We start from the raw sequence: 16,058 nt of genomic DNA on the forward strand, positions 1-16,058 counted from the left end.
ATCAGAGATTATTTAGTCTGACACTCAAGTAGCAGTTGCTGAAAATGGCCACCTAAATCTTGGGTAGCAAATTGCTCACTGGCCATAGCCATTTGCTGCATACTGGCTATCGCACCCGTTACCCCTTGCTGCTCAATTAATGCCTTAGCGTAAGACGCGGCATCAGCTCCCTTTTGAAGCAAACCCGCAACTTGCTCAAAGCTAACATCTTGCTCAAGTAATTTTTGTACCGAGCCAATAAGCTCAGCAACCTGAGCAGACTCAGCCAAAGCACCTTCCACACTGACTAACTCACCAAGCGGATCTTGACTTAATTTGGCAGCAACACATGCTGACACGCTCCCCGTTTCAGCGCTCTTAATCACCGCATCAATGCCTTCGCTTCGAACAGCCTCTATGGCGGATTTTAGCTGTTCATCTTTCGCTAACCAAAGCGCTTCTGCTTGTTGTTTTTCATCAGCACCGAAAAAGCCACAACCAGACAATACAACTCCCGTAGCCAAACAACTGCCTATGACTAAAACACGTGTTTTCGATAAAAAAGCCTGCGACATTATTACTCCTGCGAATCAAATATGATTTATTACGGTTAATGCCATGACTGTATAGGTCAGACGTTAAACCAGCATGAATAATCACAAGATATCCATTAGTCTTATCAACAGAGTTTATCATTGGACAATAAACACTGATTCAATGATTGAATAATGCCAACAAACTATTTAGGATCAACTTATCAACCGCCAACAAGAATGACCTTAATGACCACCGAGCTTTATTTTATCTACGACTCGCACTGCCCTTGGAGCTATGCAGCTACACCTTTGGTCAATGCATTGCAAGCAGCCTACCCTGAAATGATTGTTCACTTATTGCACAGTGCGCATTACATAGGCCAAGACAGTGCTGGCGAAGAACAGATGGAAGCCGCTGCACGGATCAGTGGACTTAAGTTTGGCAGAGATCATATCCGCTATGTAAATAGCCCTAAGAACTCAGTGAAAACCGCAAACCTAATGGGATGGGTACAAAGCAAACAAGCCAGCAAACAATTAGATGTGTTAAATGCTATACAAAGGGCACATTTCATTGAAGGCAACCCGTTAGATAACAAACACGATTTCAATGCCATTGTCGAAAAATTTAAACTATCGCCATCAAATAAAGTGTTTAAAGATGAGCTGAGTATAGAAGCAGAACACGTGCTAGAAGGTATTGAAGAAATTCAACAAGTCATCGGTACTGCAGGCTTCCCTGTTATGGTCATGACCGTCAATGACAACGCTATTTTTATCGACCACTCACAATATCTAAGCAGTCCTCACGCTGTGGTTGCTGCGGTTGAAAAAGAAATCGCTGCAATTAAATAGTGAGCAATTAACTAGCCTAAAGTGAATCTAACTCGGCAATAGATTAATATCTGTAGTGTAAATAGATAATAAAAAGCCACGGTTTATAACCGTGGCTTTTTATTGTTTAGTTGTCCCGTCCTGAGATAAGTTGACACATTGGAGACTTATCTATGAAACCTTCAGTATCAATCAATATAAAACGTACTCAACGAGATTACACATTAGGCTTTAAATTAGCGGTTGTTAGTCAAGTAGAAAAAGGCGAGCTAACGTATAAGCAAGCTCAAGACCACTATGGCATTCAAGGGAGAAGTACCGTCCTAACATGGTTACGAAAACATGGTAGATTAGATTGGTCCCAGCCGATTGAGCATTCACCTATGTCCAAATCTACAGAAACACCCGCCCAGAAAATCAAACGATTAGAGAAACAAGTCTCCAATCTCGAAATGAAAAATATGATTTATGGCGATATGGTCGACTTACTTAAAAATGAGTACGGAATTGATTTAGAAAAAAAGTACTTAGCCGAACGCTCTGGCTTGCCAAAGAAAAAGGCACTGTAAAGCTAGCGACAGCGAGTCGGCAGTTTAACCTATCAAGACAAGCTGTTTATCAATGGAAGCAGCGCTTAGCAGCAAGAGCTGAGATATTAAAACCGGTGATGACGATGGTTATGTATTGGCGTCAGTTCATGCCCAGAGTGGGTACGCGTAAGCTTTATCAACTCATCAAGCCACAGTTACTTGAACAAGGCATAAAGCTAGGTAGAGACGGTCTATTTCGGTATTTGAAACAACACAATATGTTAGTAAAGCCTAGGAAGAATTACACCAAGACAACCCATAGCCATCATTGGTTGAGAAAACACCCAAACTTACTCAAAGACAGAGTGGTGAAGGGAGTTGAAGAGGTGTTTGTCAGTGACATAACCTACGTAAAATCAGACGAAGGAACTCACTATTTATCATTAGTCACAGATGCATATTCAAGAAAAATAATGGGTTATGAATTAAGTGATGAAATGAAAGCCAGTGATGTCGTTAAAGCATTGGAGATGACGATAAAGAATCGTCAGACAACCAATGATGTCATTCATCATTCAGATAGAGGGATACAGTACTGCTCAGCAGAATATCAACATAAATTGGCTGCGAATGCGATAAGGCCATCGATGACAGATGGGTATGATTGTTATCAGAATGCGTTAGCTGAGCGAGTGAATGGTATTTTGAAGCAAGAGTTTTTACTTTACCGCTGTCGAACGATGAAGGAGCTGGCAATACTCATCAAAGAATCGATTAGGACTTATAACGAGTTAAGACCGCACCTTAGTTTAGGAATGAAAACCCCAAACGAAGTGCATGAAAAAGCCAGTCGGGAGTTCCAACTGGCTTAATAAAAACCGTCAACCTATTTTAGGACTAGACAAGTTTCTAATAACACCTTTATTCAATGCGTTAACTAACATTCTATATTTGAGAAGACAGTAACCAAATCGCCAAAGCAAAAAATATCACGCCCATAAACTTGTTCTGATATGTACGAAACTTTTCATTATTCAGCAAGGGTTTACCTAAACTTCCCACTAAAGCCACCAGCAACAAATTAAACAACAATCCCATCACATTAAGCAATAGCCCTAATGCCAGCATTTGCTCGCCTGAACTGGCACTAAGCTGAGTAGAGACAAACTGCGGTAAAAACAAAACAAAAAACAGCAGTGCTTTAGGATTAAGAAGGTTACTGGTAACTGCGCGACGATAAAGCAATTTAGCTAAGTTATTTTGCTGCTCTATTTCAGGGGCCTCTGTTGCGAGACTGCGCATACAGTCCCAGCCCATTTTAAGTAAATAAGCCCCACCCAGTAAACGCAATAACTCTAATGCTATTGGATTCATAGCAACCAATGCAGACACACCCATGGCCGCAAGCAAGGTTAAAATAAGCCCAGAAGTTGCATTGCCTAAGCTGGCATATACACCCACTTTGCGGCCATAGCTGAGGCTAGAGCTGGCGATTAATAGCATATCAGGACCCGGTATTAATAGAAGAGCGATAACAGTGGTTAAATAAACAGGCAGTAAAGCTAGGTCAATCATCATAACGGCACAAATATTAGGTCAGCAGCAAAAGAAGGGGCGGATTCTACAGCTAACCAACATGAATTAAAATCATCTTGGGCTAAAAGTAAAAGTTACCCTGGCAGAGTTACATTACAAGTAACGGTATAGCTGACGATATAAACAACCGAATGAAAAGATAGTGACTATAATATTACTAGCGTTAATTCGTGATGCTAAAGCGAAAGTAACATCCGGTTCAGTGAGCTCGTAAAGGGTATTCCTAATGGAAAAGCAAACGTTATTAATTTCACAAAAAGCGACCTACCTTAGTGTGGGTTTATTAGTCACAGCAATTGTACTTATTTACGTGGTAATGCAGACATTAGCATTACCGGTTATTCAAAAAGAGGTTGAAAAGAAAGAGCTATTACGTATTTCGGCCAGTGTTAATGAAGTAAGAATTGAACTCAGTAAAGGCGCTGTGTTGACCCAAAGCTTAGCCTCGTTAGCAGCAACTTTACCCTTAGATGAACAACAATTTTCGCTGCTATTCCCCCAAATAATTGACCAGTTTGGCAATGCCAATGTCGCTGGCGGAGGCATTTGGCCAGAACCTAACGCTTTTAGCTCAGGTGTGGCATTAAAATCTTTTTTTTGGGCACGAAATGCTTCAGGGCAATTAGACAAAATTGATGATTACAATAAACCCAGTGGTCCTGGCTATCATAATGAAGCCTGGTATATTGCGGGCCGTTCACTTAATACTGGACAATGCGGTTGGTCTGAAGCTTATGAAGATCCGGTCAGTGGCACCGCCATGGTCACCTGCACTGTCGCAATTAATCGAGCAGGACAGTTTTGGGGAGTGGCAACCGTTGATTTAATGCTAGCGGGTTTAGATCAGCTGTTTAAGCGCCAAAACCAAGAATCGGGCGGGTTCAACTTTGTACTTGGTCAAGACAATCAAATTATCAGCTTTCCAAATATTCGCTCAACATCCCTTGATATGAAAAAACTCAATGATGTTGTCGCCCAAGATAGCAGCTTGCAACCGCTATTAAGCGCAATCAACAGCGGTCAAACCATCATTCAACTGCCAGAGGGCGTTGTTGAAGGCAGTGGCTCTATGTTGGCGATAATGGATATGGCAGAAGAAGGCATGAAGATTGGCATAGTGCTACCTGACCCTATCATCCAAAAACCAATCAGCGATTTAAGCTTAAGCTTATACGCGACGCTTATTCCAATGCTGCTTTTTTTTGTCGGGATTCTGATTTTGAATGCTAACAAAGTGATGCAATGGGTGAATGAGACCACTGCGCAAATTCGCATGTTAATCAGTGGTGGTTCTGCTGCAACGCTCAAAATTGACAGGCATGATGAAATAGGTAATTTAAAACAAGCCGTTAACCAATACAGCGAACATCTTAAGGGCTTACTTGGACAGATAGCAAACGAAGCTGTGGAGGCCAAAGCCCGAGCCAAACAGCTAAATGATATGTCCTCTATGCTAAAGCAACGCGCTGAGTCACAACTAACAGAAAACCACATGCTTGCCGCTGCCATCACAGAAATGTCAGCCAGCGCAGCCGAGGTAGCACGAAACACCAAATCAACCTCAGAAACCGTCGACGAATCCCAAGGTCTGGTTCAACGACGTATGGATGATGTTAAAGAAAATAGTAAAGCCAACCAGGCATTGTCAGAAGTACTTCAACAAACTGCCAATATTATTAATCGTCTTGCGTCGGACTCTCAACAAATGGGTACTATGTTAGATGTGATTAAAAGTATTTCAGAGCAAACGAATTTGTTGGCATTAAATGCCGCCATTGAAGCCGCTAGAGCGGGCGAACAGGGGCGCGGATTTGCGGTTGTTGCAGATGAAGTAAGAACCCTAGCAGGCCGTTCTCAAGAATCCGCCAGCAAGATAGAAGCCATGATAGCTCAGTTACAAACATCGGCTAGCCAGGGGGTGAATATTATTGTCAGTTCACAGTCTTTATCGAGTGAGTCTTTGACTCGATCAGAGAAAGTTATTGCTGGATTTAATGAAATTATCGAAGTGTTTAGCGGCATAAGTCGAAGCACTTCGCAAATAGCGGTAGCAGCCAGTGAGCAGTCAAACGTGTCGGGCGAAATTAACCAGCTTGCCGAAAACATTAGAGTCAGTAATGACTTAAATGCCAAGGATGCGCTTGAATTAGCCAATGTCAGTAGCTCGTCATCAGAGTTGTCAAATCGTCTGTATGATTTGAGTAAAGGCTATGCTTAGTGATCAGGCAGTAAGCTACAGGACTATTGGGCATATATAGCGTTGTCACCACAATATGAGTGACATAGCCAAAAATAGCCAAACTCAAAAAGCGAACTCTTTAAGAGTTCGCTTTTTTCTAGCATTTAACAATCTCTAAAATGTAAACATCACTGAAAAGTAACAGACGCTGGAATGTAATAATCGCTTGAATGAAGCAATGCCAAGGCCATTAATACCGTTAACGGTATCCTTGAGAGTAAAGATCAGTTGAGTAATTCATGCTCTTTAGGCAATTGCTTACTGATCCATAATATTAATTTATGCTTGCGATTCGGACCATCATCTTTATCTTCGGCCAAGGCTTGAATCAGGTTGTCTTCAACCAATAATCGATAAATACATTCCACTTTATCTTTGGGTGAAATACCTTTTCCAAAATCAGCAAAACCCCGTTTTTGCGCATAGCCCATGCCTATTTCCATTGCAAGTTTTAGCAGTTTTGTATCGTGTTTACCCGCTTTCATCTATCGCCCTTATCGTGCGTATTCATCATTATTAAGCTACGCGAATATCCATAAAATACCACTAAAATTTATGACTTAGATGCCTAAATATCTCGCAAATATCACTATTGATGGCATAGATTTTAAAAATTAATCTTAGTTAATATCATAACCCTATGCGGCAAGCCGAAGGCTTGGTATTGTATTGAGGTTATTATTTTATGTTTTTACGGCCACTATTCAACGCTACGATCATATTTTGAATAGGCGTAAAACACCTCAATCGGGCAAAGACCCAAGGATATTTCAATGCGTAAAACCCTTATAACAACAGCAGTCAGTGCTGCACTGATGCTTAGCGCCTGTTCAGAGCAATCAGCAGACACTTCAATGACCAGCAAAACGACCGCAGAGGCATCAACAACAATGACAAAAACGCCTGCCACTGCCGACAACGTGCTATTAACGCCAAGCCCTTTACAATATATGGCGCCGCAATTTGATAAATTAAAGGCGAGTGACTACTTACCTGCATTTGAACAGGGCATGTTAGAGCACAAAGCAGAAATCGCCGCGATAACCAATAACACTGAAGCCGCCTCGTTTGACAACACCATTGTCGCGTTAGAAAAAACCGGTGCTATTTTAGACCGTACTCAACGCGCCTTTTTCAATCTTACCGGGTTAATTTCTGACGACAATTTCATCAGCGTTGAAGAACAAATTGTTCCTAAGCTAACGGCACACCAGGACAATATTTATCTTGATGAAAAGCTTTTTGCCCGCATTCAAACTATTTATAAAAACAAAGCGACATTAACCGGTGAAGATTTACGCTTAGTAGAAGTTTACTACGATCGTTTTGTGCGTTCAGGCGCTGAATTGTCTGATGCAGACAAAAGCACAATGCGTCAGTTAAACGGTGAATTAGCCAAGTTTGAAACGAGCTTCTCACAAAACGTGTTGAAATCATTCACAGATGACGTGATCTTGGTTGAAGATAAAGCGCAACTTGACGGTTTATCCGATAACGACATCGCATCACTAGCCTCTGCGGCAAAAGCTGCCGGTAAAACGGGTTACATGATCACCTTAGTGAACACCACCACTCAGCCACTTTTATCTAGCCTTAAAAACCGCGATTTACGTAAAAAGCTGTGGCAAACCTCTGCTTATCGCGCCATGGAAACTAACGCGCCGTTAAACATTAAAATAGCTCAACTACGTGCACAAAAAGCGCAACTATTAGGTTACCCAACATGGGCGGCTTACTCACTAGGCGATCAAATGGCCAAAAACCCAGAAGCGGTTTACGGCATACTTGACGACCTAGCACCAAAAGCACTGGTTAAAGCAAAAATTGAAGCTGCTGATATTCAAGCTGAAATTGTTAAAGATGGTAAAGACTTTACCCTTGAGCCATGGGACTGGGCTTACTATGCAGAGAAAGTACGTACCGCTAAATATGACCTAGACGACGGCCAGGTTAAGCCTTATTTTGAAATGAACACTGTACTAAATGACGGCTTGTTCTTTGCGATGAATAAGCTTTATGGCATCACAGTTAAACCGCGCGCTGATTTACCTGTGTGGCATAAAGATGTGACTGCATATGAAATATTTAACCAAGACGGTAGCTCAATTGGCCTGTTCTATTTAGACCCATATGCACGCCAAGGTAAGCGTGGTGGAGCCTGGATGGATGAATTGGTTAGCCAATCATTCTTAAAAAATACTAAGCCAGTGGTCTATAACGTGCTGAATATTCCTAAGCCTGCCGAAGGTCAGCCAACACTGATGACATTTGACGAAGTAAGCACCATGTTCCATGAATTTGGACATGCTATTCACGGCTTATACTCACAGGTTAAATATCCAAGTTTAGCGGGTACTTTAACCGCACGTGACTTTGTTGAGTTTCCATCGCAAGCCAACGAAGACTGGAGTATTGAGCCACAAGTGCTAGCAAACTACGCTAAGCATTATCAAACTGGCGAGCCTATTCCGGCTGAACTTCTTGCAAAAGTTTTAAAGTCACATACCTTTAACCAAGGTTTTGGTACGGTTGAATACTTATCTGCGGCGCTGCTTGATATGGAATGGCACTCAATTGCTGCAGGAACTGAAATTAGTGATGTTGCCGCTTTTGAAAAACAAGCGCTAGCAAAACACGGTTTAGATTACACGCCAGTAGCACCACGCTATAAAACCACCTACTTTAGCCACAGTTTCGGCGGCGGTTATTCAGCGGGTTATTACGCTTACTTATGGACTGAAGTGTTTGCCGCTGACGCGTTCTCGCACATGATGTCAGAAGGTGGTTTAACCCTAGAAAATGGCCAGAAATATCGTGACGCTGTGCTGTCAAAAGGTAATAGCCAGGATCTAATGCAAAGCTATATCGACTTTGCAGGCAAAAAACCTTCAACTGATGCGCTATTAAAGCGTCGTGGTTTAGTTAACTAATCTCTGGTTTTGATAACTTAACGTCAGTAACTAGTAACCTTAATAATCGACCTCAGAATGATATCTGGGGTCGATTTTTTATATCTGAATATCCGACAACTTAACGCTGGCATGCACTCGCTTTAGGTTTAGCTTTAGCGCTTCGCCCAATAAAAAGCCGCTCGCAATTAAGCGAACGGCTTGTCTATTTTCAAGCACTTGCTACAAATTACTTAGCGGCTTTAGTATTCACTTTCGAGCCAATCTCAATGCCTTTAGCATTGATATCAATCGTCATTTGCATACTCATATTGTAATCTTTCATCATAGACAACTCTTCCGGCACTTCTTCGCCGCTTTGCTCTATCATGGTCATCATTGGCGATAACATTTTCTCGTAATCAACCGCTAAGTTAAGCAAACCATTTGAAGTTAATGCTTGTTTACCTAAGGTATCCGCTAACTTTTGCGCTTCATCACCGGCAAACAAGACTAAATGCTGACCTTTAACAGCCATTTTTGCTTGTACACCAAACTCAGGTGGCAACATTAACAGTGAAGTCACATCAACCGCTTCACCGTCAGCCTTTAAATCAACCTGAGCTAAAGGTGGGTACATAGGTTTAACCATATCAAGCAACAGGGTTGGTTTTTCAGCTGACATAGTCACTAACGCGTCTAACTTGTCAAAAGCGGGTGAACCATTAGTATCTTTTAACGTATAATCGATTACCGTTAAGCTTAACCCTTTAACGCCATTAGCCATGCCGGTCATCATACCAATCATGGCAGGATTGAACTCTTCTAATGCATATTGGCTTTCAGCTAAAGGCTGACATTGATAGCTTGGTGTTTTTAAATCTTTCCAAACTGCATTTAAAGACGGTGCTAACTGAGCCACATCAATCCCTAAACCAAATGACATAATATGGTCGGCAGCATCAGCACCAAAATCAGGAATAAAGCCACGCATTTTAGATAATGCATCCAGTATCACTGCATTTTTGCTTTCAATCACAAAACGCGCATCAAATGTACTTTGTTCACGCGATACAGAGTAAGACTTAAATCCCATTACCGAACGTGGCCAGTTATTAGCAATGCCCATGAGCTCAGTTTGACACTGTTCGCTGTGAAGTTCGGCAAATGGGTCTTCATCCTGAAGCGCTGCCAATTTAGTAATTTGCTTAGCCAACATGTTGCCATCGGTAGAGGTGATACCTTTTACTAACTCAACATGGTTGATAAAGCTAATACTGTCTTGCATAAAGCCATGTTGCTTGGCGATATCTTGTAGCATAGTGGTGGCAGAAATTGGGTTATCAACTTTTTTGGCACCTAACGCAGTTTGCAACAATTCAACTTGGTTAAATGAGGTGTTTAACGTTACCGTTAACCAGCCTTTATCTTCAGCAAAGATAATATCCACTGTCTCATCAGAGTCTTCACCGGTTAATCGATAAGCACGGTATTCAAGCTCTGCGGTAATGCCGACAGTATGCGTTAAGCCACTTTCTTGCTCAGCACGATCTAATTCAGCCCAAAACGCTTTCGCATCAGCCAATTGAAGCTTCATCACTGGCAAAGCACCTAGCGTATAAAAATAACTTTGCATCTCATCAGGTAAACCATAATGCGCTATCAGCTTGTCAGGCTCGGTCATCAATGTCAGATATTGCTTATAAAGACTTAAGAAAAACTTCTCATGCGGCTCAGAAAAATCACTTAATTCACCAAGCTGCTCAACCGAATAACCTTGAGCGCTTCCCGCAGAGCTATACAGATAATCTTTAAAGGGAAAAGGGCTTAACTGCCCTGAAAACGCTAACGTATCTGCTGGAATATAATCCAGCATAGGATTTGCCACTACTGAGTTAGATTGTTGGCTAAAATAATACCCACCCGCACCAACCGCTAATACAGCAACTGCAACAGCCATTTTATTCATTTATAAACTCCAATTTATTCACTATTTAACTCTTCCATGAGAGTCACGAGGATTATCTGTTGGTCAAAAGTACCTATTTCCAACTTTCAAAGACATAGGTAAACGATTCAATAATTTAACATTAATTCGACCTTAACGCATTAGCTTAGGCCTGTATTTAATTATGATTATCATTTTAAATACAGGCCTCAACTCGAGTTGAAAGGTGTAATCAATAAGCTAAATTTGACGCCTTTAGCTTAACCTGCAGGATTTAAAGATTGAGTGGAAAAAGATTATGTCAAAAACGCTAACTTGGTTTTGCGCCAAGGTTTGTTTGGAAATATGCAGCTTCGCTCATAGCAAGGAATATACGTGAAGTTTATTGATGTAGGTTCAGCATGGCATTTACTCACCGACACGCGCAAGTACGTCCTTGTAGCTCAACCGACCCATCCCTGGGTCGGATGGTCGGCTCGCAAATCACCATAATGAACCTTTCGAGCATTTAGTTAATTGGCAAGTTTTAAAGAGTGAGTGGCATAAGATTTTTCAAAAAACACTGCCTCACTTTTTGCACCAAAGTGTGAGAACATCTTACTCAACCTGAAAGGTACTTTTACTTCAAAGGGATTGTTGATTTTGTTGTTTTTGATCCAACTGATAACCATAACCCAAAATATTTTTTCGAGGTAGATAGTAACTATCATTGCAATGTAGATGCAAGACGCAGGGACAAACTAAAAAATAACATCTTTGATGCTGCAAACATTCCGCTTCACAGAGTCCGTGCTGATACCGATTCCCTGACCACTGCACATGACTTTAAGGTTGTAATCAGAAAACATATTAGATAGAGGACAACATTTCAGATTAGCTCGGGATTTTGTCCAACTATGCCTATAAAGTTAGAAGCTAAAACTAGAGATATTCGAAACTGTCCATCACTAAGTAAACATGTTTATGTATAGTTTTGACTCGGCTAGATTTACACTTAATCACTGTCAGACCGTAGCTACTTGTGAAGGGCATTTACATAGCTTTGCAGTAAGAGAAATGGTGGGAGGTTCTATCCCACCATTTATTGAGCATGTTTTATATGCTCGCAAATAGTTCGTAATCAATGTAGAACAGTTACTTACTACATGGTCTAGGAATTTCATCTTCATCAACAATTAACGGACAGTCTGTTATTGTTATAAACCCCATCCGATGTGGGATTGCAAAATTAAAATTATTTATAAATGCATCAATACTAGTAGCCCTATTAAGTGAAGATACCTGGATGATTAATCTCCTTAATTTGTCCGCACTAAAAGGCACTGTGTTATTATCTTGATCGACAGCTTTTGTCACTACAACTTTCAAGCTCGTTGGCTCATTATTTAATTTGATTAACAATTCTAAATACCCCCCAGATTCTAGGTTTATTCTGAACGTCTCAGGAATCCCCGTCTCAATTAATCCAAATGTCTTTACAATCGCGGTTAGAGTCAATTGAACAGTTAAAATTTCACCATTGAGGTGGCTATTTAGAAAATCGTCTACATTGTTCTCACAGAAAGCACAATTAGTAAATTGCCAAGCATCAGATATTACGGAACTAGGTATGGTTAAGGTGCTGCCAGCGCTTAAAAGTTGACTCCTCGATGCTTTTAGGTCGGATAAAGGCCCTAATATTTCAATTGGGGTATTTATTTTCTCACCAAAAGGTAGGTATGTACTGGGTAAAGGAGGTGGTATTTGAACAAGTTGTAAATGTACTCGATAACTTTCCGCATCGTTATTGAGTATGTTAATTAAATGTACATCTTTACGTACGTTATTTTGTGCCTCTGAAACAGAAATGTTATTTTTTGCCCAAGTTAACGCTATGGATTTCATTTCCTCTGATGAACAGTCATAACATTCAACATAGTTATTTGCGTAACTACTCGTACTAAACATTATGAATGCCATAATGCATATTTTAGTGATTAAAGTGTAAAACTTCATAATTTACCTCAACGCTAATGATTATCGTTATCGATTGTATTCATGTAAAATAACGAAGTAAACTATGTAGATTGTAAATTATTCTCTTTACAGAACTCACTGCAGTGGCTCAGTAGTTTTGACCAGGCATTTGTAGGTAATTGTAATACTAGAAGTTATCTGAAAACTAAACTTTGTCCTATCTTTGTAACACGGAAATGTCCAAAAACGAGTTAACTCTTGTTCTGATTTAGCTTTTACTACAATCACAAATGAAGCTAAATCGAAGAGACAAAAATTCAGGTGCAGATGAGTCAGCGAGTATTCAAAACATGGATGTTTTGGTGAAGCCCACATGGACGTGCTTGCGGCGTCTCGCTGGATCATTTGCACTTGAAGTCAAAATTTAGTCCGGTCAGGGTAAACTTTTATAAAATTAAACCTTCCAGTCGGCTACCCAAATACCGTAAAGGTGAACCATGAGTGTTTGCGAGACGACCGTCCGCCCCATGGGCGGGGCGGAAGATCTATAGGGATCGCTCTTGTTTAAATCAAAAGCTGCGCGTGTCGGTGAGTCAATGCCATGGTAAGCCTGTAAAAATAATTTAAGCCAAGCGCACTTTTCGCCCAGAAATGAAGTAACTCTTGTGTGATATAGGATCAAAAAAACAGCTAGGGTGAATAATATAAAGCCCCAACAAGCAATGCTTGTTGGGGCTTAAATTTGATTGCTTATTACGCTAACAAGTCAATCAATGTGCTCGAGGATGCGAGCGAAGCTTTTGGAGGTACTTGGACTGCAAAAACAATCCTAAAAAGTGTCAACAAAAAACTATCTACGGGAATGAGTAAATGTAGACGAGTATTGCGTACTCTGCCTAACTTTTTAAACAAAATTTAACTCTTTTTAGGGAGTATTTTAAAATTCAAATACTTACTCAATTTACTCACGACAACTTACTCAACCTAAAAACGGTCACAGTAACATAATCGAAAAGCTATATTTCGTAATGCAATCCACATTCACGCTTCATACCATTAAAACGGGTTTCTTCTTCAGTCATCCCAAGCTCTAATGGCTTACTTGAATGGGTATCACCAACCGACACATACCCTTGTTCCCATAATGGGTGATACGGTAAAGCGTGGGCGGTTAAATACTCATGCACATCTTTGTTAGTCCATTCAATAATCGGCAGTAATTTATAACGATTACCGTGAATGGCTAAAATAGGCAATGCTTCACGCGTACCTGCTTGTGTGCGGCGTAAACCCGCAAACCAAGTGCCCACATTAAGTTCAGCTAAAGCACGTTGCATAGGTTCAACTTTATTGATGCGATTATATTGCTCAAGTCCGGCTAAATCTTGCTCCCACAACTTACCAAAGCGCGCCTCTTGCCATGCTGCGGTTTGATCCGCGCGATAAACTTGCAAATTTAAGTCTAAACGCTCGGTTAACTGATCAATAAACTGATAAGTTTCAGGGAACAGGTAACCGGTATCAGTCAAAATGACCGGAATATCGGCTTGAACCTGACTGACTAAATGCAACATCACAGCAGCCTGAATACCAAAACTAGAGGATAAAGCATGCTCGCCTGGCAAAAATGCCAGACCCCATGCCACACGCTCAGCTGCGGTTAAAGCAGATAAAAACTGATTTATCTTTGCCAGTTCAGCTTGCTGAACCTCTTTAGGTTGACTGAGCAATGCCACTAACTGCTCAGGTCCTATAGAGAAATTACCCATGAAAATCCTTAGCGGCGTCTAAAACCGCCTTTACGACACCAATACGTACCGTAAAGTTACCAAAGGTCTCGCCCGCATCACGCTCAGTAGCGTAACGGCCAAACAAACCATCCAACTCAGCTAAAATTTCAGCTTCTTGAATGTTTTCTTTGTGCATTTTATTTAAACGAGTCCCTTCAAAACTGGCGCCTAAATACAAGTTATAACGCCCAGGCGCTTTACCCACTAAGCCAATTTCAGCCGCAAAAGGACGCGCACAGCCGTTTGGACAGCCTGTCATACGCACAACAATAGCTTGTTCGCCAATGCCATGTTTTTGCTGTAACGCATCAATATGATCGATAAACTCAGGGAAATAACGCTCAGCTTCGGCCATCGCCAATGCACACGTAGGTAATGCCACACAGGCAATAGAGTGACCACGGGTTGCCGATAACACTTCACCCAATAGACCATGCTTACGCGCTAAGCCTTCAATTTCGGCCTTATCTTCAGCTGCGACACTGGCAATAATCATATTTTGATTAGAAGTCATACGGAAGTCGCCTTTATGGATCTTAGCGATTTCACGTAAACCGGTTTGCAGTGTTTTACCCGGTACATCTTTAATGCGGCCACTTTCGATAAACAAGGTTAAGTGCCACTTGTTATCAATACCTTCAACCCAGCCGTAACGATCGCCACGATCACCGATAACAACATCACGTTTAGGTTCGAATTTAATACCTGTACGCTTTTCAACTTCGGCTTTAAATGCATCGTAGCCATGATCCACTATGGTGTATTTAAGGCGTGAACGTTTGCGGTTAACTCGGTTGCCCCAGTCACGTTGCACTGTCATCACGGCTTCAGCAAATTTAATCACATCAGCGGTTTTGATATAGCCAAAGTCATCGGCTAAACGCGGGAAGGTTTCAACTTCTCCATGGGTTGAACCCATACCGCCACCAGCGACTAAGTTAAAGCCAATTAGCTGACCATTTTCTTCAATGGCAATAAAGCCTAGGTCATTGGTGTAAACATCAACATCGTTATCTGGCGGCACAGACACAGCCATTTTAAACTTACGCGGTAAGTAGGTTTGGCCATAAACCGGTTCATGGGTTTCAGTGTCTAATAGCTTTTCTTCATCTAACCAGATCTCGGCATAGGCACGAGTGTGTGGTAGTAAATGATCAGATAGCTCTTTAGCCACGGCATAAGCTTGCTGATGCAGCTTAGACTGAACCGGGTTTGGGTTACACATTACGTTACGGTTTACGTCACCACATGCCGCAATAGAGTCAAGTGCAGCTCTGTCTAAGCCTTGGATCAAGGTTTTTAGATTACGCTTTGGAATGCCGTGGTACTGAAACGTTTGACGCGTAGTTAAACGAATACTGTTTGAAGTGGTTAGCGTTGATGAGATTTTATCCACATCTAACCATTGTGCTGGCGAACAAATACCGCCTGGCACGCGAGCTCGTAGCATAAAGCTATATAAAGGTTCTAGCTTTTGCTCTTTACGTTCGTTACGTAAATCACGGTCGTCTTGCTGGTAAAAACCGTGGAATTTAATTAACTGCTGATCGCCATCACTAAACGATCCGGTCACTTGGGTGTCTAAACCCTCTTGAATAGTACCGCGTAAATAATCACTGTCGATTTTTAGGTATTCGTTTACTGCTAATTTTTGCTCATCACTCATGGAGACAGCCTCTTAATTCTATATTCGCTAAGGCGTTGATCGTTTAATCTTAATGACTTAACGGTTAATAACCTGGTGCGACAATAATCTTGCTTA

At 41.3% G+C, this 16,058-nt stretch carries 12 protein-coding genes; 5 read left to right on the plus strand and 7 right to left on the minus strand.

Annotated features, from left to right (window positions below):
- Positions 1–8: 8 nt before the first annotated feature.
- Complete coding sequence (locus tag ACRWQL_RS06920) at positions 9–554, minus strand: hypothetical protein (RefSeq protein ID WP_434952870.1); 546 nt, start codon at positions 552–554, stop codon at positions 9–11.
- 207 nt (positions 555–761) lie between these two features.
- Here ACRWQL_RS06920 and ACRWQL_RS06925 point away from each other — a divergent pair, with 207 nt between their 5' ends.
- The gene (locus tag ACRWQL_RS06925; RefSeq protein ID WP_226416022.1) at positions 762–1,370 is read left to right on the plus strand and encodes a protein-disulfide isomerase; all 609 of its coding nucleotides are present in this window, start codon (positions 762–764) and stop codon (positions 1,368–1,370) included.
- A gap of 152 nt (positions 1,371–1,522) precedes the next feature.
- A protein-coding gene (locus ACRWQL_RS06930) for an IS3-like element ISShfr4 family transposase (RefSeq protein WP_434938222.1) occupies positions 1,523–2,751 on the plus strand; the annotation gives its coding sequence in 2 pieces (ribosomal slippage) (positions 1,523–1,874 and positions 1,874–2,751; 1,230 coding nt in all).
- Between the two features lie 73 nt (positions 2,752–2,824).
- On the opposite strand, the gene ACRWQL_RS06935 is transcribed toward ACRWQL_RS06930, so the two are convergent.
- Positions 2,825–3,457, minus strand: a complete 633-nt coding sequence (locus ACRWQL_RS06935) for a LysE family translocator (protein WP_226411067.1) — start codon at positions 3,455–3,457, stop codon at positions 2,825–2,827.
- Positions 3,458–3,701: 244 nt separating this feature from the next.
- On the opposite strand from ACRWQL_RS06935, the gene ACRWQL_RS06940 reads away from it, so the two are divergent.
- The gene (locus ACRWQL_RS06940; RefSeq protein WP_434952871.1) at positions 3,702–5,693 is read left to right on the plus strand and encodes a methyl-accepting chemotaxis protein; all 1,992 of its coding nucleotides are present in this window, start codon (positions 3,702–3,704) and stop codon (positions 5,691–5,693) included.
- 245 nt (positions 5,694–5,938) lie between these two features.
- Here ACRWQL_RS06940 and ACRWQL_RS06945 read toward each other — a convergent pair whose 3' ends face one another.
- Positions 5,939–6,199, minus strand: a complete 261-nt coding sequence (locus ACRWQL_RS06945; RefSeq protein ID WP_226411077.1) for a DUF5062 family protein — start codon at positions 6,197–6,199, stop codon at positions 5,939–5,941.
- A gap of 288 nt (positions 6,200–6,487) precedes the next feature.
- Here ACRWQL_RS06945 and ACRWQL_RS06950 point away from each other — a divergent pair, with 288 nt between their 5' ends.
- Entirely contained in the window at positions 6,488–8,644 is a 2,157-nt protein-coding gene (locus ACRWQL_RS06950; RefSeq protein WP_434952872.1) for a M3 family metallopeptidase, read from the plus strand.
- Between the two features lie 208 nt (positions 8,645–8,852).
- On the opposite strand, the gene ACRWQL_RS06955 is transcribed toward ACRWQL_RS06950, so the two are convergent.
- Positions 8,853–10,571 carry a hypothetical protein gene (locus ACRWQL_RS06955; RefSeq protein WP_434952873.1) on the minus strand — a complete coding sequence of 573 codons (1,719 nt, stop codon included), beginning with the start codon at positions 10,569–10,571 and terminating at the stop codon, positions 8,853–8,855.
- A 611-nt stretch (positions 10,572–11,182) separates the two neighbouring features.
- Here ACRWQL_RS06955 and ACRWQL_RS06960 point away from each other — a divergent pair.
- Positions 11,183–11,407, plus strand: a complete 225-nt coding sequence (locus tag ACRWQL_RS06960) for a DUF2726 domain-containing protein (protein ID WP_434953346.1) — start codon at positions 11,183–11,185, stop codon at positions 11,405–11,407.
- A gap of 277 nt (positions 11,408–11,684) precedes the next feature.
- On the opposite strand, the gene ACRWQL_RS06965 is transcribed toward ACRWQL_RS06960, so the two are convergent.
- The 3 genes from ACRWQL_RS06965 to cysI form a co-directional block, all read right to left on the minus strand.
- Entirely contained in the window at positions 11,685–12,545 is an 861-nt protein-coding gene (locus tag ACRWQL_RS06965; RefSeq protein WP_434952874.1) for a hypothetical protein, read from the minus strand.
- A 977-nt stretch (positions 12,546–13,522) separates the two neighbouring features.
- The gene (locus ACRWQL_RS06970) at positions 13,523–14,275 is read right to left on the minus strand and encodes a phosphoadenylyl-sulfate reductase (RefSeq protein ID WP_434952875.1); all 753 of its coding nucleotides are present in this window, start codon (positions 14,273–14,275) and stop codon (positions 13,523–13,525) included.
- Positions 14,268–15,962, minus strand: a complete 1,695-nt coding sequence (gene cysI, locus ACRWQL_RS06975) for an assimilatory sulfite reductase (NADPH) hemoprotein subunit (RefSeq protein ID WP_226411091.1) — start codon at positions 15,960–15,962, stop codon at positions 14,268–14,270. The genes ACRWQL_RS06970 and cysI overlap by 8 nt, the downstream gene beginning before the upstream one ends.
- Positions 15,963–16,058 lie beyond the last annotated feature (96 nt).

Source organism: Shewanella sp. HL-SH4 (genome assembly GCF_051164845.1).
Classification (GTDB): Bacteria; Pseudomonadota; Gammaproteobacteria; order Enterobacterales; family Shewanellaceae; genus Shewanella; species Shewanella glacialimarina.

What these genes read in the sequence shown, in the direction of transcription:
- ACRWQL_RS06920 (WP_434952870.1), bottom strand. Translation starts at nt 554, where the DNA reads ATGTCGCAGGCTTTTTTATCGAAAACACGTGTTTTAGTCATAGGCAGT.
- ACRWQL_RS06925 (WP_226416022.1), top strand. Translation starts at nt 762, where the DNA reads ATGACCACCGAGCTTTATTTTATCTACGACTCGCACTGCCCTTGGAGC.
- ACRWQL_RS06935 (WP_226411067.1), bottom strand. Translation starts at nt 3,457, where the DNA reads ATGATGATTGACCTAGCTTTACTGCCTGTTTATTTAACCACTGTTATC.
- ACRWQL_RS06940 (WP_434952871.1), top strand. Translation starts at nt 3,702, where the DNA reads ATGGAAAAGCAAACGTTATTAATTTCACAAAAAGCGACCTACCTTAGT.
- ACRWQL_RS06945 (WP_226411077.1), bottom strand. Translation starts at nt 6,199, where the DNA reads ATGAAAGCGGGTAAACACGATACAAAACTGCTAAAACTTGCAATGGAA.
- ACRWQL_RS06950 (WP_434952872.1), top strand. Translation starts at nt 6,488, where the DNA reads ATGCGTAAAACCCTTATAACAACAGCAGTCAGTGCTGCACTGATGCTT.
- ACRWQL_RS06955 (WP_434952873.1), bottom strand. Translation starts at nt 10,571, where the DNA reads ATGAATAAAATGGCTGTTGCAGTTGCTGTATTAGCGGTTGGTGCGGGT.
- ACRWQL_RS06965 (WP_434952874.1), bottom strand. Translation starts at nt 12,545, where the DNA reads ATGAAGTTTTACACTTTAATCACTAAAATATGCATTATGGCATTCATA.
- ACRWQL_RS06970 (WP_434952875.1), bottom strand. Translation starts at nt 14,275, where the DNA reads ATGGGTAATTTCTCTATAGGACCTGAGCAGTTAGTGGCATTGCTCAGT.
- cysI (WP_226411091.1), bottom strand. Translation starts at nt 15,962, where the DNA reads ATGAGTGATGAGCAAAAATTAGCAGTAAACGAATACCTAAAAATCGAC.